Source organism: Dechloromonas denitrificans, assembly GCF_020510685.1.
In the GTDB taxonomy this organism is placed as follows: Bacteria; Pseudomonadota; Gammaproteobacteria; order Burkholderiales; family Rhodocyclaceae; genus Azonexus; species Azonexus denitrificans_A.
In genome coordinates this window covers 427,737-450,301 of record NZ_CP075185.1, presented here as the reverse complement: position 1 = coordinate 450,301, position 22,565 = coordinate 427,737, and the positions used below count along the sequence as shown (strand labels likewise).

Genomic DNA, 22,565 nt, shown 5'->3' with positions numbered 1-22,565 from the left:
ATGTCGCGTTTCTTCATTGATCGGCCTATTTTTGCCTGGGTGATCGCCATCGTGATCATGCTGGCCGGCGTGCTGGCCATCCGCACCCTGCCGGTTTCCCAGTACCCGCCCATTGCCCCGCCGGCCGTCTCGATCAGCGCGTCCTACCCGGGCGCCTCGGCCAAGACGGTTGAAGACACCGTCACCCAGGTCATCGAGCAGAAGATGAAAGGCATCGATCATCTGGCCTACATGTCTTCCGCCAGCGACTCCTCCGGGACCGTGACCATTACCTTGACCTTCGACTCCGGCACCAATCCCGATGTCGCCCAGGTCCAGGTCCAGAACAAGCTGGCCCTCGCCACGCCGATGCTGCCGCAAGAGGTCCAGAAGCTGGGCGTGCAGGTCGCCAAGGCCACGTCGAATTTCCTGATGATCCTGGGCTTTGTCTCCGAGGATGGCGGCATGACCGATATCGACCTGGGGGATTACGTCGCCGCGAATATCCAGGATGTCGTCGCCCGGATCAACGGGGTCGGCGAAACCCAGCTCTTCGGCAGCAAGTACGCCATGCGGATCTGGCTCGACCCGGCCAAGTTGCAGAACTATCGCCTGACGACAAGCGATGTCAGCGCTGCCATCACGGCGCAGAATGCCCAGGTTTCCGCCGGCCAGCTGGGCGGCATGCCGTCCGTCAAAGGGCAACAGCTCAATGCCACGGTCACCGCGCAGAGTCGGTTCCAGACGCCGGAGCAGTTCGGCAACATCATCCTGCGCACGACGGCAAACGGCGCCATGGTCCGTTTGCGCGATGTTGCCCGGATCGAACTGGGCGGCGAAAGCTACGACATCGTCTCGCGCTACAACGGCAAACCGGCGACCGGTCTGGCTGTCAAGCTCGCCACCGGCGCAAATGCGCTGGATACCGCCGATGCGGTCAACGCCAAGATGAAAGAGCTGACCCCTTTCTTTCCCGCCGGCATGAAAGCGGTGGTGGCCTACGATACGACGCCCTTCGTCAGGATCTCGATCGAGGAAGTGATCAAGACGCTGGTCGAAGCCATCGCCCTGGTCTTCCTGGTGATGTACCTCTTCCTGCAGAATTTCCGCGCCACGCTGATCCCGACCATCGCCGTTCCGGTCGTGCTACTGGGGACCTTCGGCGTACTGTCGGCCGCCGGCTATTCGATCAACACCCTGACCCTGTTCGGTGTCGTGCTGGCCATCGGCCTGCTGGTCGATGACGCCATCGTCGTCGTCGAAAACGTCGAGCGCGTCATGAGCGAGGAAGGTTTGCCGCCACGCGAGGCGACCAAGAAGTCGATGGGCCAGATCACCGGCGCCCTGATCGGCATCGCCCTCGTGCTGTCCGCCGTCTTTGTGCCGATGGCCTTCTTTGGCGGTTCGACCGGCATCATCTACCGGCAGTTCTCGATCACCCTGGTCTCGGCCATGGTCCTCTCGGTCGTCGTCGCGCTGGTCCTCACCCCGGCCTTGTGCGCAACCTTGCTCAAACCCGTGGACAAGGGCCATACGGCAGGCGAAGGCGGCCTGCTGGGCAGTTTCTTCGCCTGGTTCAACCGGATCTTCGACCGCACCAACAGTGCCAGCCAGTCGACGATCCAGCGCATGCTCGGGCGCAGCAAGCGCTACCTGTTGATCTACGGCCTGATCATCATCGGCATGGGCGCACTGTTCATGCGCCTGCCGACGGCTTTCTTGCCGGATGAAGACCAGGGCTTCCTGATGGCCCAGGTGACGCTGCCGTCGGGCGCCACCACCGAGCGAACGCTGGAAATCATCGAGAAAGTCGAACGTCACTTCCTCGAAGAGCAGAAAGAAGCCGTCGATTCGGTCTTTACCGTGATCGGCTTCAGCTTCGGCGGCAGTGGGCAGAACAACGGCCTGGCCTTCATCAATCTGAAGGACTGGAGCGAGCGCAAGCGACCGGATCTCAAAGTCGCGGCCGTCGCCGGCCGGGCCATGGGCTACTTCTCGACCTTTCGTAACGCCATGGCCTTCGCCTTCGCTCCGCCGGCCGTGGTCGAATTGGGCAACGCGACGGGCTTCGACTTCCAGTTGCAGGATCGTGGCGGCCTGGGTCACCAGAAGCTGATGGAGGCGCGCAACCAACTGCTCGGCATGGCGGCGCAAAACCCTGCCCTGATCGCCGTCCGTCCGAACGGCCAGGAAGATACGCCGGAATACCAACTCGACATCGATCTGGCCAAGGCCGGCGCCCTGGGGCTGAGCCAGTCCGACATCAACAACACCTTGCAGACCGCCTGGGGGAGTTCCTACGTGAACGACTTCATCGACAAAGGCCGCGTCAAACGGGTCTTTCTGCAGGGCGATGCCACGGCCCGGATGCAGCCCGAGGACTTCAACAAATGGTATGTCCGCAACAGTGCCGGCGAGATGGTGCCGTTCTCTTCCTTCGCCTCGGCCCACTGGGCGTATGGCTCGCCGCGGCTGGAACGCTACAACGGCCTGGCCTCCGCCGAGATCATGGGCGATGCGGCAGCCGGGCGCAGCACCGGCGAAGCCATGGCGCAGATGGAAGAAATGGCGGCCAAACTGCCGCCCGGCATCGGTTACGAATGGACCGGCCTGTCCTACCAGGAACGCATGTCCGGATCGCAGGCCCCCTCCCTGTACGCCATTTCGCTGCTCGTCGTCTTCCTGTGTCTGGCCGCCCTCTATGAAAGCTGGTCGATCCCGTTTGCGGTGATGCTGGTCGTGCCGCTCGGCGTCATCGGCTCCCTGCTCGGGGCGTCGCTGGCCGGGTTGTCGAACGACGTCTACTTCCAGGTCGGCTTGCTGATGATCATCGGTCTGTCGACCAAAAACGCCATCCTGATCATCGAGTTCGCCAAGGAACAGATGGAGCATGGCAAGGAACTGATCGAAGCGACGCTGGAAGCGGTCCGCCTGCGCCTGCGTCCGATCATCATGACTTCCCTGGCCTTCATTCTCGGCGTACTGCCGTTGGCCATCTCGAGCGGCGCCGGCTCCGGCGCCCAAAACGCGATCGGGATCGGCGTGATCGGCGGCATGCTGAGCGCCACCGTCCTTGCCGTGCTGTTCGTCCCGCTCTTCTTCGTCGCCGTGCGTCGTATTTTCAAAGGCAAGCCGACGCTTGCCCAGGAGGATCACTGATATGTCCCGGACCATTCTCGCCGCTGCCTTGGCGACTGCCCTGATCAGCGGCTGCACGACGTTGGCCCCCGACTATTCGACGCCGGCCGCACCGGTCGCCGCCACATGGCCCGGCGGCGTGGCCGCCACGGTCGCGGCATCGCCGGCGGAACTCGGCTGGGAGAGCTTTTTCACCGACCCCAAGCTGCGCCAGCTGATCGCCCTGGCGCTGGCCAACAACCGCGACCTGCGCGTCGCCGGGCTGAATATCGAAAAAGCCCGCGCCCAGTACCAGATCCAGCGCGCCGATCTGTTCCCGAGCATCAACGCCGGCGCCAGCGGCACCAACCAACGCATCCCGGCCAGCCTGTCGAACACCGGGCAGGCGGTGGTTTCGCATGAATACAGTGCCAACCTCGGCTTTGCCTCCTACGAACTGGATTTCTTCGGGCGCATCCGGAGCCTCAAGGACCAGGTGCTATACCAGTTCCTGGCCACCGAAGAGGCACAGCGCAGCGCCCGGATCAGCCTGATCGCCGAAGTAGCAAACGCCTACCTGACGCTGGCCGCCGATAGCCAGCGCCTCAAGCTGGCCGAAGAGACCTGGCGTAGCCAGCAGGCCTCCTACGCGCTGACCAAGCGGCGCTTCGAACTGGGCAGCAGCTCGGCGCTGGACCTCCATCAAGCGCAGACCAGCGTCGAGTCGGCACGGGCCGACGTGGCCCGCTACACCGGCCAACAGGCCCTGGATCGCAACGCCCTGGTTCTGCTGGCCGGCAACGACCTGCCCGAGGAAATGCTGCAGGCCGACGCACCGGCAAGCGTTTCCGGCATCGCCGACATCCCGGCCGGCTTGCCGTCGGCCCATTTGCAGCGGCGTCCCGATGTCCTCCAGGCCGAACGCCAGTTGCAAGCGGCCAATGCCAACATCGGCGCGGCCCGCGCCGCCTTCTTTCCGAGCATCAGTCTGACGGCCAGCGGCGGCTCGGCGAGCAACCAACTCGCCGAGTTGTTCGGTTCTGGCTCCGCGGCCTGGCGCTTCGTTCCCCAGATCAGCTTGCCCATTTTCGATGCCGGGCGGATCAGGGCCAATCTCGATGTCGCCAAGATCCAGGAGCAGATCAGTCTGGCGCAGTATGAGAAAGCCATCCAGACCGCCTTCCGCGAAGTCGCCGATACGCTGGTCCAGAACATCCCTTTGCAGCAGCAGCTGGCGGCCCAGCAGGCGCTGGTCGAGGCGACTTCCGCCAGCCATCGTTTATCGCGCGCCCGTTTCGACAAGGGCGTGGACAGCTATCTTTCGGTACTCGACTCGCAACGCGCCGAGTATGCGGCCCAGCAAAACCTGATTACCGTCCGCCTGGCCAACTACGGCAATCGCGTCACCTTTTACAAGGTGATGGGTGGCGGGGCTCTATGAGCGGGCGCCATCAACCGACGGCTTGCCCGAGTTGCCGGGCAAGATGCGCGACTGAATCGACCCAACCGGCTCACTCGCGCTAACCGCTCGCCGCCATCTGGCGACCGCACGACCGCCCTGGCTGACCGTTAGCGCGAATATCGCTTTGCCCCTGGTGGGCATTCCTAAAATGGGAGGTGAAAAGGCTGGCGAAATTCCGTTTCGCCATCGCTTGTCCCCATCGCACCCCTTCCGTTGTCAGCGGAAGTCGCCGTGGGAATCACCATCACCTGGAGCGCATTGCCATGCTTACCCTCTCAGAAGATGCCCTGGCCCTGATTGCCGAGCGCCAGCAGCCGGTCTATATCGACGTGCCGGAAACCATCGAAGCCTGTTGCCTGGAAATAACCACCTGCCCGGCCGTCCGCTTCGGCACGCCGCGCCAGACCGACCAGCACGCGCTGACCCGGATTCAGGGCGCCGAGGTTTTTGTCCCGTATTGCTTCCCGAGCCGGCAGGAACTGCTGATCCGCGCGAAAACCTTCTGGGGCCGCCACTATCTGTTCATCGACGGCTGGAAGCTCGTCTGAGCCGGGCAACCCGGCCGGGCCTCAGAGCAGTCCGAGCTTTTCCTTGAGTTCGCCGAGCAGGCGGCGGCTGACCGGTATCCGGTGGTTGTTGCGGGTGATGATTTCAACCGTGCCGGCTTCGAGAAAACTGATTTCCTTGATCTGCTCCGGGTTGACCAGGTATTGCCGGTGGCAGCGCAGGAAAGGGGTCTTTTCTTCCAGGGTGCGCAGCGTCAGTTCGGTGAAATGTTCGCTGCCGTTGCCGATCGTCACATAGACGCCGCTGGCCTTCGAGGTGGCGTATTCGATGTCGTCGATCTTGATCAACAGCACCCGGTGGTGGCCGGGACAAGGGATCTGCTTCAACGGTGCCGCCGCGTTGAACAGCGCCGGACTGGGCGTCCGGTCGCGGCGCAGGCGCTTGAGGGTGACATCGAGGCGGACCGGATCGATCGGCTTCAGCAGATAATCGAAGGCATTCTGATCGAAGGCCTGCAAGGCGTATTCGTTGAAGGCCGTCAGGAAGACGACGCGCGGCATTTTCTCCGGGTCGAGCATGCCCAGCATCTCCAGGCCGCTGACGCGCGGCATCTGGATGTCGAGGAAAATGACCTCGGGGTTCAACCGGTTGATCGCGGAAATGCCTTCGATCGCATTGGCGCACTGCCCGAGAATCTCGATGTCGGGCTCCTTGCCGAGCAGGCGGGCGATTTCTTCGCGGGCCGGCAACTCGTCGTCGATGATCAGAACCTTCATGCGTGATAGCCCTCCAGTGCAGTCGGTGCGTCGCAAGGCTTGAGCGGCAGCTTGAGTGTGACACGCGTAAAGACGTCGCGTTCGCACGCCACCTCGAGCCCGAACGAAGAACCGTAACGCATGGCGATGCGCCGCTGCACCAGATGCATGCCGAGCCCTGTGCCGCCGGAGGATTCGACATACAGGCCGGCATTGTCTTCGACGCTCAACAACAGCATATCGTCGCTCGCCCTGGCCGAGATGCGGATGCGGCCGACACCGAGCAGTTGCGAAGTTCCGTGCTTGATGGCGTTCTCGACGACCGGCTGCAGCGAAAAGGCCGGCATGCGGATATGGCGCAAATCGTCCGGGATATCGAAATCGACCACCAGCTGGCCGAGAAAACGCGCCTGTTCGATTTCAAGGTAGGCCGTGACGTGTTCGATTTCCTCATTGAGACTGGCCTCTTCGCTCGGCCGCTTGAGGTTGTTGCGAAAGAAGGTGGACAGGTTGAGGACGAGATGGCAGGCCCGCTCCGGGTCGCGCCGGATAACCGCCGACAAGGTGTTGAGGGCGTTGAACAGGAAATGCGGATTGACCTGGGCGTGCAGCAATTTGATTTCCGACTGGGCCAGCAACTCGCGTTGCCGCACGTAGCGGCCGGCCAGGATCTGGTTGGAAAGCAGGCGGGCGATCCCTTCGCCGAGCGCCCGGTTGATGGTCGAGAAAAGCCGGGTCCGCGGTTCGTAGAGCTTGATCGTGCCGATCACCCGGTTTTCCTCGCCGAGCAGCGGAATGATCAGCGACGCGGCGAGCGGACACTTGGCGCTGATCGAGCAGCGGTAGGCCACTTCGTTGCCGTCGGCGTAAACCACTTCGTTGTTCTCGATGGCCCGGTGGGTGAGCACCGAATTGATCGGCGTGCCCGGCACGTGATGGTCGCTGCCGATGCCGATGAAGGCCAGCAGGTTTTCCGTATCGGTGATGGCGACGGCGCCGACCCCCGTTTCTTCGTAGATGATCCGGGCGACCAGGGTGCTGGTGTCGATATTGAAACCGGAACGGAGCAGCCCTTCGACGCGCGCCGCGATGGCCAGCGCCTTGGTCGAGAAGACGCTCGACTGGCGCTCGTAAAGCTGGCGCCGGTCGAGCAGGATGCGCATGAACATCCCGGCGCCCAGCGCGTTGGCGACCAGCATCGGCACGGCGATCTGCTCGACGAGGTGTTTGGCCACGCCGGGCGGCTCGACCAGCAGCAGCAGAACCAGCATCTGCGCCACTTCCGCCGCCAGCGTGACGAGGGCCACCGCAAGCGGATTGAACAGCGAGCGGAAGTGCCCGCGCTGCGTCATGTAGCGATGGAAAAGCCCGCCGATCAGGCCTTCGATGACCGTCGACACCATGCAGGCGAAAGCCGACGAACCGCCCAGCGAATAACGGTGCAGGCCGCCGGTAAAGCCGACCGCCAGCCCGACCGACGGCCCGCCGAGAATGCCGCCGAGAACGGCGCCGATGGCGCGCGTGTTGGCAATCGAATCGTCGATCTTCAGACCGAGATAGGTGCCCATGATGCAGAACAGCGAGAACACGACATAGCAGGTCACCCGGTGCGGCAACTGGATGGTGACGTGCATCAGCGGGATGAAAATCCGGGTCCGGCTGAGCAGATAGGCGATGACCAGATAGACGCAGGTTTGCTGCAACAGCGTCAGGGTCAGTTCGATTGAGTCGAGAATCATTTGCGCATTCTATGCTGACAAACGAGGCGCCAAAACCTCATTCACCACCCGGCATTCGGCCGGTCGGCGCCGGGCAATTCATCGATCATTTTTCGGGCAATGCCGATGGCGTGCTGCGCCGGCCGAGCACGCCATCGATGAAGGCGCGGCTGGTCGGTCCGAGACCCGGATCGCGGCCGGCCGAGGCTGACTGGCGGAGCAATCTGACCAGTAGCAGGCCAAGGCCGAGCAGATCGGCGGTCGTCGAATCATGCTGGCCGCCCGCCTTGCCGGCCGGCGGGCCGGCCAACAATCGCCGGATGCCTGCCCGGTCGTCCGGCGCGATCCCGAGCAGGCGCAGCCGGCGGGCCACTTCGTCTTCGAGGCGTGCCACCTCGCGACCGGGGTTTCTGAAGAAGCCCCCGGCCTCTGCCTGAATCGTTGCCATCGCTACCTCCTTGCCGTCCCGGCTGCCTTAAACGAACTCGATCAGGATGTTCCCGGTCTGGACATGCTGGCCGGCCCCGACCTTGACTGCGGCCACGACGCCGCCAACCGGGGCGGTGATGTTGGTTTCCATCTTCATCGCTTCGAGCAGCAGCAACGAATCGCCGGCCTGGATGTTGTCGCCGGCCTTGGCGAACACCTTGACGACGACGCCGGAGACCGGGCTGCGGCAGACCCGGTCCTCGTCGGCCAGGGGCCGATCGGGCAGGCTGGCCGGCGCGGCGCTCGGCGGACTGGCGGCGCTGCCGGCCAGTCTGGCCGAGCCGACCGGATAGGCCGGCGGCAGGCTGGCGTGGTCGGCTTCGGCAACTTCGACATCGACCTCGTAGGTGGTGTCGGCGATGGTGATCTTCAGTTTCATGCTGGTTTCCCGATCAATTGAGGCGGTGCGAAGCGTGCACCCCGATGCGCCCGACCTGGGCCCAGACCTTGGAGTGGACGACGCGGACCTGGCGGATGCGGGCCGGCACGCCGAGGAAAGCGGCGACCGCCGCCGAAATGGCGAGCAAGGTCTCTTCGCCGATTTCAGCCCGCCCGGCCGATGCCCTCTCGTCCAGGCCGTGCTCGAGTTGCGACACCCGGCCGGTCAGCGTTCCGATCTCGGCGCGCATCAGGGCGATCAGCGCCAGCAAGTCGTCTTCGGGTTGTTTGTTTTTCATGCGAGCCTTCTCACAGCGGTATCAAACCGTGCTTCTTGTGCGGCCGGGGCACCCGCTTGATGCGCAGGTACTCGAGCGCCTGGGCGATGTGCTGGCGGGTCAGGGCCGGTTCGATGACGGCATCGACCAGCCGCTGTTCGGCGGCGACATAGGGGTTGGAGAAGGTCTCGCGATAACTGGCGATCAGCTCGGCCCGCCGTTGCTCCGGGTTGGCCGCCTCGCCGATCTCCTTGCGGAAGACGATCTCGGCCGCGCCTTCGGCGCCCATCACGGCGATTTCGGCGGTCGGCCAGGCGAACACCCGGTCGGCATCGAGATCCTTGCCGCACATCGCGAGGTAGGCACCGCCGTAGCTCTTGCGCAGGATGATCGTGATCTTCGGCACGGTCGCCGACGAATAGGCGAAGAGCAGCTTGGCGCCATGGCGGATGATGCCGCCGTACTCCTGCTCGACGCCCGGCATGAAGCCCGGCACATCGACGAAGGTGACGAGCGGAATGTTGAACGCGTTGCAGAAACGGATGAAGCGCGCCGCCTTGGTCGACGCATCGATGTCGAGCACGCCGGCCTTGACCGACGGCTGGTTGGCGACGATGCCGACCGAGGCGCCGCACACCCGGGCAAAGCCGACGACGATGTTCATCGCATGGCCGGCCTGGACTTCGAGGAAATCGGCCTCATCGACGATCGCCGCGATCACCGTCCGGACGTCGTAACCCTGCTTGCTTTCCTCGGGCAACAGCGTTTCGAGCAGCGGATTGGCTTCGATCAGGTAATCGCCCTCGACCAGCGGCGGATCTTCGAGATTATTGGCCGGCAGGAAGGCGAGCAGTTTGCGACAGAGCGCGATGGCGTGCTGATCGTCGTCGGCGATGAAGTGGATGACCCCGGAGTGCACCATGTGCGCATCCGGCCCGCCGAGTTCCTCGGCGGTGACGCTCTCGCCGGTGACCTGCTTGATGACCTGCGGCCCGGTGATGAACATCTGCGCCTGGCGGGTCTGGATGATGAAGTCGGTCAGTGCCGGGCTATAGGCCGCGCCGCCGGCGCACGGCCCGCAGATCAGCGAGATCTGCGGCACCGCGCCGGAGAGCAGCACGTTGGCGTGAAACACCTTGCCGTAACCGGACAGCGAAGCGATCCCTTCCTGTACCCGGGCGCCGCCGGAATCGTTGATGAAGACGAAGGGCGAGCCGGTCTTCAGCGACGATTGCATGATCTCGGCGACCTTGATCGAATGCGTCTCGCCGGCCGAACCGCCGGCCACCGTGAAATCCTGGCTGGCCAGATGGACCAGCCGGCCGCCGACCGAGGCCGCGCCGGTGATCACGCCATCGGCGGCAAAGACCTTGTCGGCCATGCCGAACAGCGTCGCGCGATGCGTGGCGAACTGGCCGACTTCCTCGAAGCTGTCGGCATCGACCAGCGCGGCGACCCGTTCGCGGGCGGTCAGCCGGCCGGACTGGCGATGCTTCTCCTGCTTCTCGGCGCCGCCGCCGAGGGCATTCACCGCGCGGCGGCGGCGCAGTTCGGCAATCTTCTCTTGCATGGTGCTCATGGTTCGTCCTGTCTATTCGCTGACCGGCGTCACCGAGACCCGGTGCGAGCGGCCGTTCAGTTTGACGTCGTAGGTGATCGGGCTGCGCAGCGGGGCCGCCTCGCCGGCCGGGCTGCCGGCCGGAGCGGCGGGCGGCGCCGGGTCGACGCCGAGGTTCTTCGGGCCAAGGGCGCGGCTGGCGAAGAAACCGGGGGCGACCTGCGGGAACATCGCGTAGGTCAGGACGTCTTCTTCGCTGCCGTCGCAACCCGGCAACGCTGTCGCCGCAGCCTGCAGGGCGCCCCACTCGGGTTGCAGCAGATCGGCCGGGCGCTGTTCGATGGGCGGCTTGTGGGCGTGCTGTTCGGCCAGGGCGAGGACCGCCGGGTCGCGCTCGCCCGGTGCCTGGCCGTAATAGCCGAGCATCAGGTCGGCGAATTCGCTGGACATCACTTTGTAGCGGCCCATCAGCACATTGAACACGGCCTGCGTCCCGACGATCTGGCTGGATGGCGTGACCAGCGGCGGAAAGCCGGCATCCTCGCGGACCCGTGGCACTTCGACCAGAACCTCATCGAGGCGGTCTTCCGCCTTCTGCTGCTTGAGCTGGCTTTCCATGTTGGAAATCATGCCGCCCGGGATCTGGCTGTCGAAGATGTCGGTCTCGACGCCGTGGATGTTCGACATGAAAGCTTGGTAGCGCGGCCGCAAGGCGGCGAAGTGATCCTTGATGCGATGCAGGCAGGCTTTGTTCAGGCGGGCTTCGTAGCCGGTGCCGTCGAGCATGGCGACCAGGCTCTCGGTCGGATTGTGGCCGGGGCCGAGGCTGAGCGAGCTGATCGCGGTATCGACGCAGTCGGCGCCGGCTTCGATGGCTTTCATCAGGGAGACCAGCGTGACGCCGGTCGTCGCATGGGTATGGACGTGAATGCGCACGCCCTCGCCGCAGCGCGTCTTGATGCCCTTGACGATGTCGTAGGCCGGCTGCGGCTTGAGCAGTGCGGCCATGTCCTTCAGGCAGATCGAGTCGCAGCCGAGGTCGACCAGTTGTTCGGCCATTGCCACAAAGGTTTCGGTGGTGTGCAGCGGACTGACCGTGTAGCAGATCGTCCCCTGGGCATGTTTGCCGTTGCGGCGTACCGCCTGGACCGAATGGCGGATGTTGCGGATGTCGTTGAGGGCATCGAAGACGCGGAAGACATCCATGCCGTTCTCGGCCGCCTTGTCGACGAAGCGGTCGACGACGCCGTCCTCGTAATGCCGGTAGCCGAGCAGGTTCTGGCCGCGCAGCAGCATCTGCAGCCGCGAATTGGGCAGCAACTTGCGAAAGACGCGCAGCCGTTCCCACGGGTCTTCGTTGAGGAAACGGATGCAGGCGTCGAAGGTCGCGCCGCCCCAGCATTCGACCGACCAGTAGCCGGCCTGGTCAATGTCGGCGCAGGCCGGCACCATGTCGGCTAGCGCCATCCGGGTCGCCAGCAGACTCTGGTGCGCGTCGCGCAGGCACAGCTCGGTGATGTCGATTGTTTTGGTCATATGCTTTTGTAGAGCTTTTCCTTGATCGGGTCGGCGAGCTTGCTGCCGCTGCGAAAGATCAGCCAATAGACGGCGCCGACCAGCACGGCGCCGCCGACCCAGTTGCCGAGCGTGACGGCGGCCAGGTTGATGGCGAACTGATCGAGCGGAATTTCCGGCGGCGTGCCGCCATGGCTGGCCAGATCGGCCCAGAAGGCGTCGGGCGCCCACCACTTGATGAACAGGCCGACCGGGATGAAATACATGTTGGCGACGCAGTGCTCGAAGCCGGCGGCGACGAAAGCGGCGATCGGGAAGAACATCGCCAGGATCTTGTCGCCGATGCTGCGTGCCGCCATGGCCACCCAGGCCGCCAGGCAGACCAGGACGTTACAGAGGATGCCGAGGAAGAAGGCCTTGTCCGGCGCCAGCGTGCTTTTCGCGGTGGCCAGGTAAAGCGCCGAGGCGCCCACTTCGCCATGCCCGAAGGTGTATTGGCCGGACAGGAAGACCAGGGCGGCGACGCCCAGCGCGCCGACGAAATTGCCCAGCCAGACGGTGGTCCACACGCGCAGCATGCGCCCGGTCTTGAGCCGGCCGCTGGCCCAGGCCATGACCATCAGCGCGTCGCTGGTGAACAGTTGGGCGCCGGCGATGACGACGAGCATCAGGCCGAGCGAGAAAGTCGCCCCCATCAGCAGGCGCATCACCCCGTAGGGCAGATGCCCGGCCGCGCCGGAAATCGTCACCGTGGCGAACAGCCCGCCGAGAGCGACGAACGCCCCGCCCAGCACCGACAAGCCGAATAGCACACCCGGACTGAGTTTGGCTTTCTTGACGCCGACATCCTCCGCCGCCTGGGCAATGGCGTCCGGCATCAGGGGGTCGAGCGCGAAGCTGAGGCTCGCCTCGCCATGCGCCGCCGTCGGCCGGCTGCTGTCGCGCGCCTCGAGGAGGCGCCCGCCGTCTATTTTCTTGAGCATTTCATGCCTTCCTGTGAAGCGGCCGGGTGCTGTCACCCGGCTGCCATGGTCATCCGCTGCCTGAACCGCTCAGGCATGGCCGATCGTTTGCCCCAGCACGTTGATCGTGTGCTTGGCGATCATCATTTCTTCGTTGGTCGGGATGACGAAGACCGGCACCTTGGAGTCCGTTGCCGCGATGTAATACTCGCGATTCCGGTTGGCCGCGGCATCGACCTTGACGCCCAGCCATTCGAGACGCTCGGCGATCAGGGCGCGAATCTCCGGCGAGTTCTCGCCGATGCCGGCGGTGAACACCAGGGCATCCAGGCCGCCCATCGATGCCGCCAGGGCCGCCACTTCCTTGGCGACGCGGAAGCAGAACAGCTCGACGGCTTTCTGGGCGCGCGGGTCGTCCGAGGCCTGCAGTACCTGCATGTCGTTCGACACGCCGGACACGCCGAGCAGGCCGGATTGCCGGTAGAGCAGGTCTTCCAGCTCTTCCAGGCCCATCTTCTTCTCACGCATCAGGTACAGGATGACGCCCGGATCGACGCTGCCGGCCCGCGTGCCCATCGGCACGCCGTCGAGGGCCGAGAAGCCCATCGAGGTATCCATGCTGCGCCCGCCCTTGACCGCGCACAGGCTCGAGCCATTGCCGAGATGGCAGATGACGACGTGGCCTTCCGCCAGATCGGGGCGATTCTCCAGCAACTGACTGGTCACGTACTCATAGGACAGGCCGTGGAAGCCGTAGCTGCACACGCCTTCATCGGTCAGCGCCTGGGGCAAGGCGAAGCTGCGCGCGATGGCCGGCTGGCTGCTGTGGAAAGCGGTATCGAAGCAGGCCACCTGCTCCAGATCCGGGAAGTTCTTGGCGAGGATGCGCATCGGCGCCAGATTGTGCGGCTGGTGCAAGGGCGCCAGCGGGACCAGGCTGTCGAGCTGGTCGAGCAGTTGCGGGCTGACGCGCATCGGCTGGCCGAGGGCGAGTCCGCCATGCACGACGCGATGTCCGACGGCGACGATCTCGTCGTCGACCAGCGTCGCGCGGACCCAGCGCAGCACATATTGCAGCAGCGTATCGCGGCACAGCGAATCCTTGTCGTCCCAGCGATGCTCGGCGAGCAGGCGGCGGTCCGCCCCCTTGGCGGCGAAGTGGGCGCTGCTGCCGATACCGGAAATCTGCCCGGAGAGCAGGGTTTCCAGATCGGCGCTGGCGGCCTGCTGGCGGAAGGCCGAGAATTTCAGGCTCGACGAGCCGGCATTGAGGACCAGGTAGGCGGCTTGTTTGCTAGTCATGATCCGCTCCTCAGTTGCCGGCGGGCGCTGGATGCGCCTTGCGGTTGGCGGTGGCGAGCAAGGCAGCGACGGCGCAGGAGGCCAGGCGCGAGCGCAGGTTGTCGGCGCGGCTGGTCAGGATGATCGGCACCTTGGCGCCGAGGACGATGCCTGCGGCATCGGCATTGGCCAGGAAGGAAAGCTGCTTGGCCAGCATGTTGCCGGATTCGAGATCGGGCACCAGCAGGATGTCGGCGGCGCCGGCGACCGGCGAGTTGATGCCCTTGGTCTTGGCGGCCTCGGCCGAGATGGCGTTGTCGAAAGCCAGCGGGCCGTCCAGCACGCCGCCGGTGATCTGTCCGCGGTCGGCCATCTTGCACAGCACGGCGGCTTCCAGCGTTGAGGGAATCTTCAGGTTGATGTTCTCGACCGCCGAGAGGATCGCCACGTTCGGTTTGGCGACGCCGAGCACGCGGGCCAGATTGATCGCGTTCTGGACGATATGCACCTTGTCCTCCAGCGTCGGGGCGATGTTGATCGCCGCATCGGTGATCAGCAGCGGGCGCGGATAGGTCGGCACGTTCATCAGGAAGACATGGCTGATCCGCGAACGCGTGCGCAGGCAGTTCTCCTTGCGGACGACGGCGCCCATCAATTCGTCGGTATGCAGCGAGCCTTTCATCAGCGCTTCGACCTCGCCGTCGCGCGCCAGGCGGGCGGCCGTTTCGGCGGCGTCCGGGGCGAGTTCGACATCGACCAGACGGTACGGGCTGATGTCGAGATCGAAAGTCATCGCGATCTCCTTGATCAGCGCGGCCGGGCCGACCAGGACCGGCGAGATCAAGCCGGCCTCGGCCGCCTCGACGGCACCGCGCAGCGAACTCTCGTTGCACGGATAAACCACCGCCGTCGGCACCGGGACCAGGTCGTCGCACTTGTGCAGCAGGGCATCGTGCTGGTCGTGGTGGATCAGTTGCACTTCGGGCAGGTCGAGCGCGTCGCGGTGCACCTTCTGGGTCGGCGCCACGACCTCGGCATTGCCGGTGACGATGACTTCGCCACGCTGGTTAACACAGATGCAGTCGAGGATGACGATATTGCTGGCCGGCTTTTTCTCGATCACCGTCACCGTTGCGGTAACGGTGTCGCCGAGGCCGACGGTATGCTCAAAATTGAGATTCTGGCCGAGATAGACCGTGCCCGACCCCGGCAACTTCGAACCCAGCACCCCGGAGACCAGCGCCCCCGACCACATGCCGTGGGCGATGATTTTGTGGTGGCTGGTATTGGCCGCGAAATTCTTGTCGAGATGGACCGGATTGGTATTGCCCGAAACGGTGGCGAACAACTCGATGTCGTCCATCGTCAATTGCCGCGACATGCTCGCCGACTGGCCGATTTCGATCTCGTCGAAAGGCACGTTGTCGACACCGGCAGCCAGCGCCTGTTGATCGAAACAGGGCAGCGCCGCGGCGGGCGAACCGTTGGCCAGCAAGCTGGCATCCAGACCGATTTTTGAAGCGAATTCTGCTAACACGCTATTCTCCTAATACTCAATTGACGCTTGTTTGTTGGCGCGGTGCCGATCGAGGCGATCAGTGCGCCAGAAGTCCGGCGGCGCGAAACGTCTGCCGCACGGTTTCAAGCAATTCCTGCGATGGCGGTTCGACGCGTTCAAGCCGATAATCCAGGCCGCGATCGCGCCACTTGTGTTCGCCCAACTTGTGAAACGGCAGGACATCGACCCGCTCGACATTGCCCAGCCCGGCGGCGAAGGTCGCCAGCGACTCGATTTCGTCGAGGTTGTCGGTCAGGCCGGGAACCAGTACGTAACGCAGCCACACCGCCTTGTTGATCGCCGCCAGATCCTCGGCGAACTTGATGGTCGGCTTCAGTTCGACGCCGGTCAGCTGGTGATAGCGCCGGCCGCTGGCCGCCTTGATATCGAGCAGCACCAGATCGACATTGGCCAGCAATTCGTCGTCGGCCAGGTTGCCCAGGTAACCGGAGGTATCGAGCGCGGTATGCAGGCCCATCGCCTTGCAACCCTGCAGCACGGCCTTGCAGAACCTGGCCTGGACCAGCGGCTCGCCGCCGCTCAGCGTGACCCCGCCATTCGCCCGGATGAAGCCGCGATAGCTGCCGATGTCGGCCAATACGTCCTCAACCGGGGTGAGCGTGCCGTCCTGGCGATGCCAGGTATCGGGGTTGTGACAGTATTGGCAACGCAGCGGGCAACCGGACAGGAACAGCACGTAGCGGATGCCCGGGCCATCGGCCGTGCCAAAGGTTTCGGTGGAATGCACCCAGCCCTCGAGCAGTGCCGGGCGTGCCGACACCCCCGAGGAGGTGGCGGCAGAGCAAGCCGAAGCGAAGTTAGTGGCTGGCATGGAAAGTACGGTTGATGACATCAAGCTGCTGCTCACGGGTCAGCTTGATGAAATTGACCGCATACCCCGAGACCCGGATCGTCAGTTGCGGATACAGCTCCGGATGATCCATGGCGTGCATCAGCGTTTCGCGATCGAAGACATTCACATTGATATGGTGACCATGGCTGGCGAAGTAGCCGTCGAGCATGGTTGCCAGGTTGGCGACCCGTTCGCTTTCGGTTGGGCCGAGGGCGGCGGGAACGATGGTGAAGGTGTAGGAAATGCCGTCCTGCGAGCAGGTGTAGGGCAGTTTGCAGACCGAGGCCATCGAGGCCAGGGCGCCCTTGTGATCGCGGCCGTGCATCGGGTTGGCGCCCGGCGCGAAGGGCTGGCCGGCCTTGCGACCGTCCGGCGTATTGCCGGTCTTCTTGCCATAGACGACATTCGAGGTGATGGTCAGCACCGACATGGTCGGCGTCGCATCGCGGTAGGCGCGCTGCCGCTTCAGGTAGTTCATGAAGGTCTCGACCGCCCAGGTGGCGATGGAGTCGACGCGCTCGTCGTTGTTGCCGTAGGCCGGGTAATCGCCTTCGATGCGGAAATCGGTGGCCAGGCCGCGCTCGTCGCGCACCACATGGACCTTGGCGTAACGCATGGCGGACAGCGAGTCGGCGACCACCGACAAACCGGCGATGCCGCAGGCCATGGTGCGCAGGATGTCGCGGTCGTGCAGCGCCATTTCGATGCGCTCGTAGGCGTACTTGTCATGCATGTAATGGATGGTGTTGAGCGCCTTCATATAGACGCCGGACAGCCACTCCATCATCGGCAGGAACTTGCCGACGACTTCGTCGTAATCGAGCACATCGCCGGTGATCGGCTGGAATTTCGGCCCGACCTGTTCGCCGGAGAGTTCGTCGCGGCCGCCGTTGATGGCGTAGAGCATGGTCTTGGCCAGATTGGCGCGGGCCCCGAAGAACTGCATCTGCTTGCCGATGCGCATCGCCGAAACGCAGCAGGCAATGCCGTAGTCATCGCCCCAGTACGGGCGCATCAGATCGTCGTTCTCGTACTGCACCGAGCAGGTGTCGATCGAGACCTTGGCGCAGAATTCCTTGAAGCCCTGCGGCAGGCGTGCCGACCACAGCACGGTCAGGTTGGGTTCGGGGGCCGGGCCGAGGTTGTAGAGGGTATGCAGGACGCGGAAACTGCTCTTGGTGACCAGCGGCCGGCCGTCTTCGCCGACGCCGCCGATCGATTCGGTGACCCAGGTCGGATCGCCCGAGAACAACTGGTCGTATTCCGGGGTACGCAGGAAGCGGACGATGCGCAGCTTGATCACCAGGTCGTCGATCATTTCCTGGGCTTCGTCCTCACTGATCAGGCCCGAGGCCAGGTCGCGCTCGAAGTAGATGTCGAGGAAGGTCGAGATGCGGCCGATCGACATCGCGGCACCGTTCTGTTCCTTGACCGCGGCGAGATAGGCCAGGTAGGTCCATTGCACGGCTTCCTGGGCGTTGGCGGCCGGCCGGCTGACGTCGCAGCCGTACAGGGCGGCCATCTGCTTCAGTTCGTCGAGGGCGCGATATTGCTCGGAGACTTCTTCGCGCAGGCGAATGACGCTTTCGGTGAATTCGGCACCGTCTAGTTCGTGGAACGACTGCTTCTTGGCAGCGCGCAGCGCGTCGGTGCCGTACAGGGCGACCCGGCGGTAGTCGCCGATGATCCGGCCGCGCCCGTAAGCATCGGGCAGACCGGTCAGGATGGCCGATTTGCGGGCCTTCATGATTTCCGGCGAATAGACGTCGAAGACGCCGCTGTTGTGATCCTTGCGATACTTGGTCCAGATTTCGGAGACGATCGGGTCGATCTTGAAGCCGAAGGCTTCGAGGCCGCCTTCGACCATGCGCAGACCGCCATTCGGCATGATCGAGCGCTTCAGCGGCGCATCGGTCTGCAGGCCGACGATGATCTCGTTGCCCTGGTCGATATAGCCGGCATCGTGCGCCGTGATGCTCGACGCGCGGTCGGCAGAAACATCGAGAACGCCCTTCTGCTGTTCCTGCTTCAACAGTTCCTGCATTTTCGCCCAGAGGGCGGTGGTGCGCTGCGTCGGGCCTTTGAGGAAGGAACTGTCACCCAGGTAAGGGGTGTAATTGGCCTGGATGAAACTCCGGACATCGACGCTCTTCGACCACTCGCCGGTGGCAAAACCGGCCCACGGATCCTGGCGACTTGCGATTTTGTAGAGTGCGTTCATTTGTTGCTCCTTGAAGGTAATTCTGCTTTTGGCGGGCGGCTGCGATGTTCTGGTAGGTCATCGCAGCCGCTGGTCTTGGCAACGGCCGGGTAGGCCGTTACCGTTGATTGCTGGTCAGGCGGCGGAAGGCAGCATGGTCGGCGGGATCACCGAAGACGCACCGCGTGCTTTCCACAACACCACCCAACGCTTCAGCGAGGCGAACATGATGATGAAACCGAGAACCATCATCGACGAGGCGATCACCGCGTTGAACAGGTTGTAGCCCTTGGTACCGGCGGCGAGATAGACGTTGGCGATCATCCAGTAGCCGGCGTAGTTGACCGTGACGAAGAGGTAGGCCAGCGGGATCAGGCAGGTCAGGGCATAAATCCGCTTCTTCGAGATGCGCATGATGATGGTCGCGCCAATCATCAGGCCAACCGAAGCCATCAACTGGTTGGAGACACCGAACAGCGCCCAGACCGAACTGATGTCGCCGGAGAGCAGCAGGTAACCCCAGAGGACGCAGGCAATGACGCTGGCGGTAATGGCGGCCGGCATCGAGTCGAGACGCTTCATCGGCGGGAAGATGTCGCCAAGCAGATCCTGGATCAGGTAACGCGAGACACGGGTGCCGGAATCGACGGCCGTCAGGATGAACACTGCTTCGAACATGATCACGAACTGGAAGAAGTAGGCGGCCAGATCGGAGAACCACGAGAGCTTGGTGAAGATGTAGGTCATGCCGACCGCCAAAGTCACCGCACCACCGGTGCGTCCGTACAGGTCAATGCCCATCTTCTGGCTGAGTTCCGGCAGATCGACAACGGTCATGCCCAGGGTCTTGAAGACTTCCGGCGAAGAGTTGATCGCGAAGTAGTCAGCCGGATGCAGCGAGGTAGCGGCGATCAGGGCCATGACGGCGACCAGACACTCGGCGAGCATGCCACCGAAAGCCACCGGACGAATGTCGCTCCACTTGTCGACCAGCTTGGGCGTGGTACCGGAACCGATGAAGGCGTGGAAGCCGGAGATCGCACCGCAGGCAATGGTGATGGAGATGAACGGCCAGACCGCACCCTTCAGGATCGGGCCACCGCCGTGGATGAATTCGGTAAGGGCCGGGAACTGGATGGTCGGGTTGATGAACACGACGCCGACGATCAGGGCAGCGAAGACACCGATCTTCATGAAGCTGGAGAGGTAACCGCGCGGCGTCAGCAACATCCACACCGGCAGGGCGGTAGCGAAGAAGGCGTAGACCGGCAGCAGCCAGCTCACCGTCGTCTTGTGCAGGGTCAGCCAGTCACCGAGCATCGTACCTTGCAGGTGCGGGCCGGCAGCAACCGAAGCCATGACCGCGGCAACACCGATGTAGGTGCCCCACTTCGAGGAACCGAAGTAGCGTTCATAGAGACCGAGACAGATCGCGATCGGCACCGTCATGAAGACGGCGAAAGTACCCCAGGCATTGCGCTCGAGGGCATGGACGACGACGATCGACAGACCGGCCATCGTGATGGTGATGATGAACAGCATCGCCAGACCGGTACTCCAGCCGGCAACCGGCCCGAGTTCGGCTTTGGCGACTTCCGACAGGGATTTGCCCTGATGCTTCATCGAAGCAAAGAGCACCACCGTGTCGTGTACCGCACCGCCGACCACCGCGCCGACCAGCAGCCAGATGAAGCCTGGCAGGTAGCCGAACTGGGCGGCCAGCACCGGACCGACCAACGGGCCGGCGGCGGCGATCGCCGCAAAGTGTTGACCTGCATTAACCCATTTTTTCGTGGGCACGTAATTCTTGCCGTCCTGGAATTGATGGGATGGCGTAACTTCACTGTCGTCGGCAGCTAGGACCTTGCTTACAAAAAATATCCCGTATATGCGATATGCGAGGGCAAGGACACAGACTGTTGCGATAACAAAATAGATCGCTTGGTCCATTTTTATCTCCTCAAGAGTCGTGAAAAAGATTGTTCACGAGTTGAATCTTAGGAGTCGGTAAAGCGTCTATTCAGGCTTTCCAGAGAGCGGTAAAAAGGCGGGGGCGAACGGTCGGATTGCGAGTGTGAGTGGAAACGCCCGGGCGGCGACGGATCGATTTCCAGTCGCTCGGCGCGCCCGGTCTTGCCCTCGCCGCCATTGCCGGATGGCGCATCGCCGAGGAAAACCGCGGGCCGATAGGGGTAAAATCGCGCCCCCTAGTAATTCGCCAGTCTGGCGGATTTGACACCTCCGGGAGGAGATTCCATGGCGGCCAACCAAGCCCCCGCAGCACCTGACTTTTTCGACCGTCGCCGGACGGTCGCCCAGCCCGGCTTCAACCGCTGGCTGGTTCCGCCGGCCGCGCTGGCCATCCATCTGTGCATCGGCATGGCCTACGGCTTTTCCGTGTTCTGGCTGCCGCTGTCGCGGGCGCTCGGCATCACCCAGTCGATCGAATGCGCCAAGGACATGGGCTTCTTCGAGCAGGTGTTCAGCTCCGGCTGCGACTGGAAGATTTCCATGCTCGGCTGGATGTACACGATGTTCTTCGTCTTCCTCGGCTCCTCGGCCGCGATCTGGGGCGGCTGGCTGGAAAAGGCCGGGCCGCGCAAGGCCGGCGTCGTCTCGGCGGTGTGCTGGTGCGGCGGCCTGGTCATCTCGGCGCTCGGCGTGCATCTGCACCAGATCTGGCTGCTCTGGCTCGGCTCCGGCGTGATCGGCGGCATCGGCCTCGGCCTTGGCTACATCTCGCCGGTGTCGACGCTGATCAAGTGGTTCCCGGACCGCCGTGGCATGGCCACCGGTATGGCGATCATGGGCTTCGGCGGTGGCGCGATGATCGGCGCGCCGCTCGCCGACAAGCTGATGAAGTATTTCGCGACACCGACCTCGGTGGGCGTGGTCGAAACCTTCCTGACCCTGGCCGCGATCTACTTCGTCTTCATGATGGCCGGGGCGCTCGGCTACCGCGTGCCGGCCGAGAACTGGAAGCCAGCCGGCTGGACGCCGCCGGCCAAGGCCAAGACCTCGATGATCACCGACAGCCACGTGCACCTCGACGTCGCCTGGAAGACGCGCCAGTTCTGGCTGATCTGGGCCGTGCTCTGCCTCAACGTGACGGCCGGCATCGGCATCATCGGCATGGCCTCGCCGATGCTGCAGGAAGTCTTCGCCGGCAAACTGATCGGCGTCGACGTCGCCTTCAACGATCTCGATGCCGCGCAGAAGGGCGCCATCGCCGCGGTCGCCGCCGGCTTCACCGGCCTGCTCTCGCTGTTCAACATCGGCGGGCGCTTCTTCTGGGCCTCGCTGTCCGACCGGATCGGCCGCAAGGCCACCTATTTCACCTTCTTCCTGCTCGGCTTCGCGCTCTACGCCGCCATCCCGAGCACCGCGCAAGCCGGCAGCCTGGCGCTGTTCGTCGCCTTCTTCTGCATCATCCTGTCGATGTATGGCGGCGGCTTCGCGACGGTGCCGGCCTACCTGGCCGACATGTTCGGCACCCGCTTCGTCGGCGCCATCCACGGCCGCCTGCTGACCGCCTGGTCGGCCGCCGGCATCTTCGGGCCGGTGCTGGTGAACTACATCCGCGAATACCAGCTCGACCAGGGCGTGGCGCGGGCCGATGCCTACACCATCACCATGTACATCCTGGCCGGCCTGCTGGTCCTCGGCATGCTCTGCAACTGGCGCATCCACCAGGTGGCGGAAGAGCATCACATGACGCCGGCCGAGTTGACGGAAGAAAAGAAGGGCGCCGACGACACGCACCAGCATTTCGTCGAGGACGTCTCGGCGCTGGTCAACGAAGCCAGCCATTCCTGGCGCGTCTTCCTGGCCTGGCTGGCGGTATGGATTCCGCTCGGCTGGGGCGGCTGGATGACGGTGCAGAAAACCATCGTCTTCTTCAAGTAAGACCTGTGCGTCGCGTGCAGCAGGCGGCATGCCTGCTCACGCGACCGGC

General features: G+C 63.9%; 17 protein-coding genes. 4 read left to right on the top strand and 13 right to left on the bottom strand.

What is annotated here, in order from left to right; translation table 11 throughout:
- The 3 genes from KI611_RS02240 to KI611_RS02230 all read left to right on the top strand — a co-directional run bounded on the left by KI611_RS02240 (position 1) and on the right by KI611_RS02230 (position 5,106).
- Entirely contained in the window at positions 1 to 3,138 is a 3,138-nt protein-coding gene (locus KI611_RS02240; RefSeq protein WP_226418207.1) for an efflux RND transporter permease subunit, read from the top strand.
- Between the two features lies 1 nt (position 3,139).
- On the top strand, positions 3,140 to 4,537 hold the full coding sequence (gene adeC, locus KI611_RS02235; RefSeq protein ID WP_226418206.1) for an AdeC/AdeK/OprM family multidrug efflux complex outer membrane factor: 1,398 nt from the start codon (positions 3,140 to 3,142) through the stop codon (positions 4,535 to 4,537).
- 284 nt (positions 4,538 to 4,821) lie between these two features.
- Positions 4,822 to 5,106: a hypothetical protein gene (locus KI611_RS02230; protein ID WP_226418205.1), complete on the top strand. Its 285-nt coding sequence runs from the start codon at positions 4,822 to 4,824 to the stop codon at positions 5,104 to 5,106.
- A gap of 21 nt (positions 5,107 to 5,127) precedes the next feature.
- Here KI611_RS02230 and btsR read toward each other — a convergent pair whose 3' ends face one another.
- The 13 genes from btsR to KI611_RS02165 form a co-directional block, all read right to left on the bottom strand.
- Positions 5,128 to 5,841, bottom strand: coding sequence for a two-component system response regulator BtsR (btsR, locus tag KI611_RS02225; RefSeq protein ID WP_226418204.1), 714 nt, complete (start codon positions 5,839 to 5,841; stop codon positions 5,128 to 5,130).
- Positions 5,838 to 7,559 carry a sensor histidine kinase gene (locus KI611_RS02220; protein WP_226418203.1) on the bottom strand — a complete coding sequence of 574 codons (1,722 nt, stop codon included), beginning with the start codon at positions 7,557 to 7,559 and terminating at the stop codon, positions 5,838 to 5,840. Before KI611_RS02220 ends, btsR begins: the two co-directional genes overlap by 4 nt.
- A gap of 85 nt (positions 7,560 to 7,644) precedes the next feature.
- On the bottom strand, positions 7,645 to 7,986 hold the full coding sequence (locus tag KI611_RS02215; protein ID WP_226418202.1) for a hypothetical protein: 342 nt from the start codon (positions 7,984 to 7,986) through the stop codon (positions 7,645 to 7,647).
- A gap of 27 nt (positions 7,987 to 8,013) precedes the next feature.
- Positions 8,014 to 8,406 carry a DUF2118 domain-containing protein gene (locus tag KI611_RS02210; protein WP_226418201.1) on the bottom strand — a complete coding sequence of 131 codons (393 nt, stop codon included), beginning with the start codon at positions 8,404 to 8,406 and terminating at the stop codon, positions 8,014 to 8,016.
- 13 nt (positions 8,407 to 8,419) lie between these two features.
- On the bottom strand, positions 8,420 to 8,704 hold the full coding sequence (locus tag KI611_RS02205; RefSeq protein WP_226418200.1) for a hypothetical protein: 285 nt from the start codon (positions 8,702 to 8,704) through the stop codon (positions 8,420 to 8,422).
- 10 nt (positions 8,705 to 8,714) lie between these two features.
- Positions 8,715 to 10,253, bottom strand: coding sequence for an acyl-CoA carboxylase subunit beta (locus tag KI611_RS02200; RefSeq protein WP_319002336.1), 1,539 nt, complete (start codon positions 10,251 to 10,253; stop codon positions 8,715 to 8,717).
- A 21-nt stretch (positions 10,254 to 10,274) separates the two neighbouring features.
- The gene (locus tag KI611_RS02195; protein ID WP_226418198.1) at positions 10,275 to 11,777 is read right to left on the bottom strand and encodes a methylmalonyl-CoA carboxytransferase subunit 5S; all 1,503 of its coding nucleotides are present in this window, start codon (positions 11,775 to 11,777) and stop codon (positions 10,275 to 10,277) included.
- Positions 11,774 to 12,739, bottom strand: coding sequence for a formate/nitrite transporter family protein (locus KI611_RS02190; RefSeq protein ID WP_226418197.1), 966 nt, complete (start codon positions 12,737 to 12,739; stop codon positions 11,774 to 11,776). Before KI611_RS02190 ends, KI611_RS02195 begins: the two co-directional genes overlap by 4 nt.
- 69 nt (positions 12,740 to 12,808) lie before the next feature.
- Positions 12,809 to 14,020: an acetate/propionate family kinase gene (locus tag KI611_RS02185; RefSeq protein ID WP_226418196.1), complete on the bottom strand. Its 1,212-nt coding sequence runs from the start codon at positions 14,018 to 14,020 to the stop codon at positions 12,809 to 12,811.
- A 10-nt stretch (positions 14,021 to 14,030) separates the two neighbouring features.
- Positions 14,031 to 15,440 (bottom strand): bifunctional enoyl-CoA hydratase/phosphate acetyltransferase, encoded by a 1,410-nt coding sequence (locus tag KI611_RS02180; protein ID WP_413463944.1) that lies wholly within the window; start codon positions 15,438 to 15,440, stop codon positions 14,031 to 14,033.
- 154 nt (positions 15,441 to 15,594) lie between these two features.
- Positions 15,595 to 16,389, bottom strand: coding sequence for a pyruvate formate-lyase-activating protein (pflA, locus tag KI611_RS02175; RefSeq protein ID WP_226418194.1), 795 nt, complete (start codon positions 16,387 to 16,389; stop codon positions 15,595 to 15,597).
- Complete coding sequence (gene pflB / locus KI611_RS02170) at positions 16,376 to 18,631, bottom strand: formate C-acetyltransferase (protein WP_226418193.1); 2,256 nt, start codon at positions 18,629 to 18,631, stop codon at positions 16,376 to 16,378. The genes pflA and pflB overlap by 14 nt, the downstream gene beginning before the upstream one ends.
- Positions 18,632 to 18,745: 114 nt before the next feature.
- Entirely contained in the window at positions 18,746 to 20,560 is a 1,815-nt protein-coding gene (locus KI611_RS02165; protein WP_226418192.1) for a carbon starvation protein A, read from the bottom strand.
- Between the two features lie 306 nt (positions 20,561 to 20,866).
- Between KI611_RS02165 and KI611_RS02160 the strand changes: the two genes are divergently transcribed.
- Positions 20,867 to 22,516 (top strand): OFA family MFS transporter, encoded by a 1,650-nt coding sequence (locus KI611_RS02160; RefSeq protein ID WP_226418191.1) that lies wholly within the window; start codon positions 20,867 to 20,869, stop codon positions 22,514 to 22,516.
- Positions 22,517 to 22,565: the final 49 nt, after the last annotated feature.

Excerpts from the sequence above, each read along its gene's own strand:
- KI611_RS02240 (WP_226418207.1), top strand. The coding sequence starts at position 1 with ATGTCGCGTTTCTTCATTGATCGGCCTATTTTTGCCTGGGTGATCGCC.
- adeC (WP_226418206.1), top strand. The coding sequence starts at position 3,140 with ATGTCCCGGACCATTCTCGCCGCTGCCTTGGCGACTGCCCTGATCAGC.
- KI611_RS02230 (WP_226418205.1), top strand. The coding sequence starts at position 4,822 with ATGCTTACCCTCTCAGAAGATGCCCTGGCCCTGATTGCCGAGCGCCAG.
- btsR (WP_226418204.1), bottom strand. The coding sequence starts at position 5,841 with ATGAAGGTTCTGATCATCGACGACGAGTTGCCGGCCCGCGAAGAAATC.
- KI611_RS02220 (WP_226418203.1), bottom strand. The coding sequence starts at position 7,559 with ATGATTCTCGACTCAATCGAACTGACCCTGACGCTGTTGCAGCAAACC.
- KI611_RS02215 (WP_226418202.1), bottom strand. The coding sequence starts at position 7,986 with ATGGCAACGATTCAGGCAGAGGCCGGGGGCTTCTTCAGAAACCCCGGT.
- KI611_RS02210 (WP_226418201.1), bottom strand. The coding sequence starts at position 8,406 with ATGAAACTGAAGATCACCATCGCCGACACCACCTACGAGGTCGATGTC.
- KI611_RS02205 (WP_226418200.1), bottom strand. The coding sequence starts at position 8,704 with ATGAAAAACAAACAACCCGAAGACGACTTGCTGGCGCTGATCGCCCTG.
- KI611_RS02200 (WP_319002336.1), bottom strand. The coding sequence starts at position 10,253 with ATGCAAGAGAAGATTGCCGAACTGCGCCGCCGCCGCGCGGTGAATGCC.
- KI611_RS02195 (WP_226418198.1), bottom strand. The coding sequence starts at position 11,777 with ATGACCAAAACAATCGACATCACCGAGCTGTGCCTGCGCGACGCGCAC.
- KI611_RS02190 (WP_226418197.1), bottom strand. The coding sequence starts at position 12,739 with ATGCTCAAGAAAATAGACGGCGGGCGCCTCCTCGAGGCGCGCGACAGC.
- KI611_RS02185 (WP_226418196.1), bottom strand. The coding sequence starts at position 14,020 with ATGACTAGCAAACAAGCCGCCTACCTGGTCCTCAATGCCGGCTCGTCG.
- pflA (WP_226418194.1), bottom strand. The coding sequence starts at position 16,389 with ATGCCAGCCACTAACTTCGCTTCGGCTTGCTCTGCCGCCACCTCCTCG.
- pflB (WP_226418193.1), bottom strand. The coding sequence starts at position 18,631 with ATGAACGCACTCTACAAAATCGCAAGTCGCCAGGATCCGTGGGCCGGT.
- KI611_RS02165 (WP_226418192.1), bottom strand. The coding sequence starts at position 20,560 with ATGGACCAAGCGATCTATTTTGTTATCGCAACAGTCTGTGTCCTTGCC.
- KI611_RS02160 (WP_226418191.1), top strand. The coding sequence starts at position 20,867 with ATGGCGGCCAACCAAGCCCCCGCAGCACCTGACTTTTTCGACCGTCGC.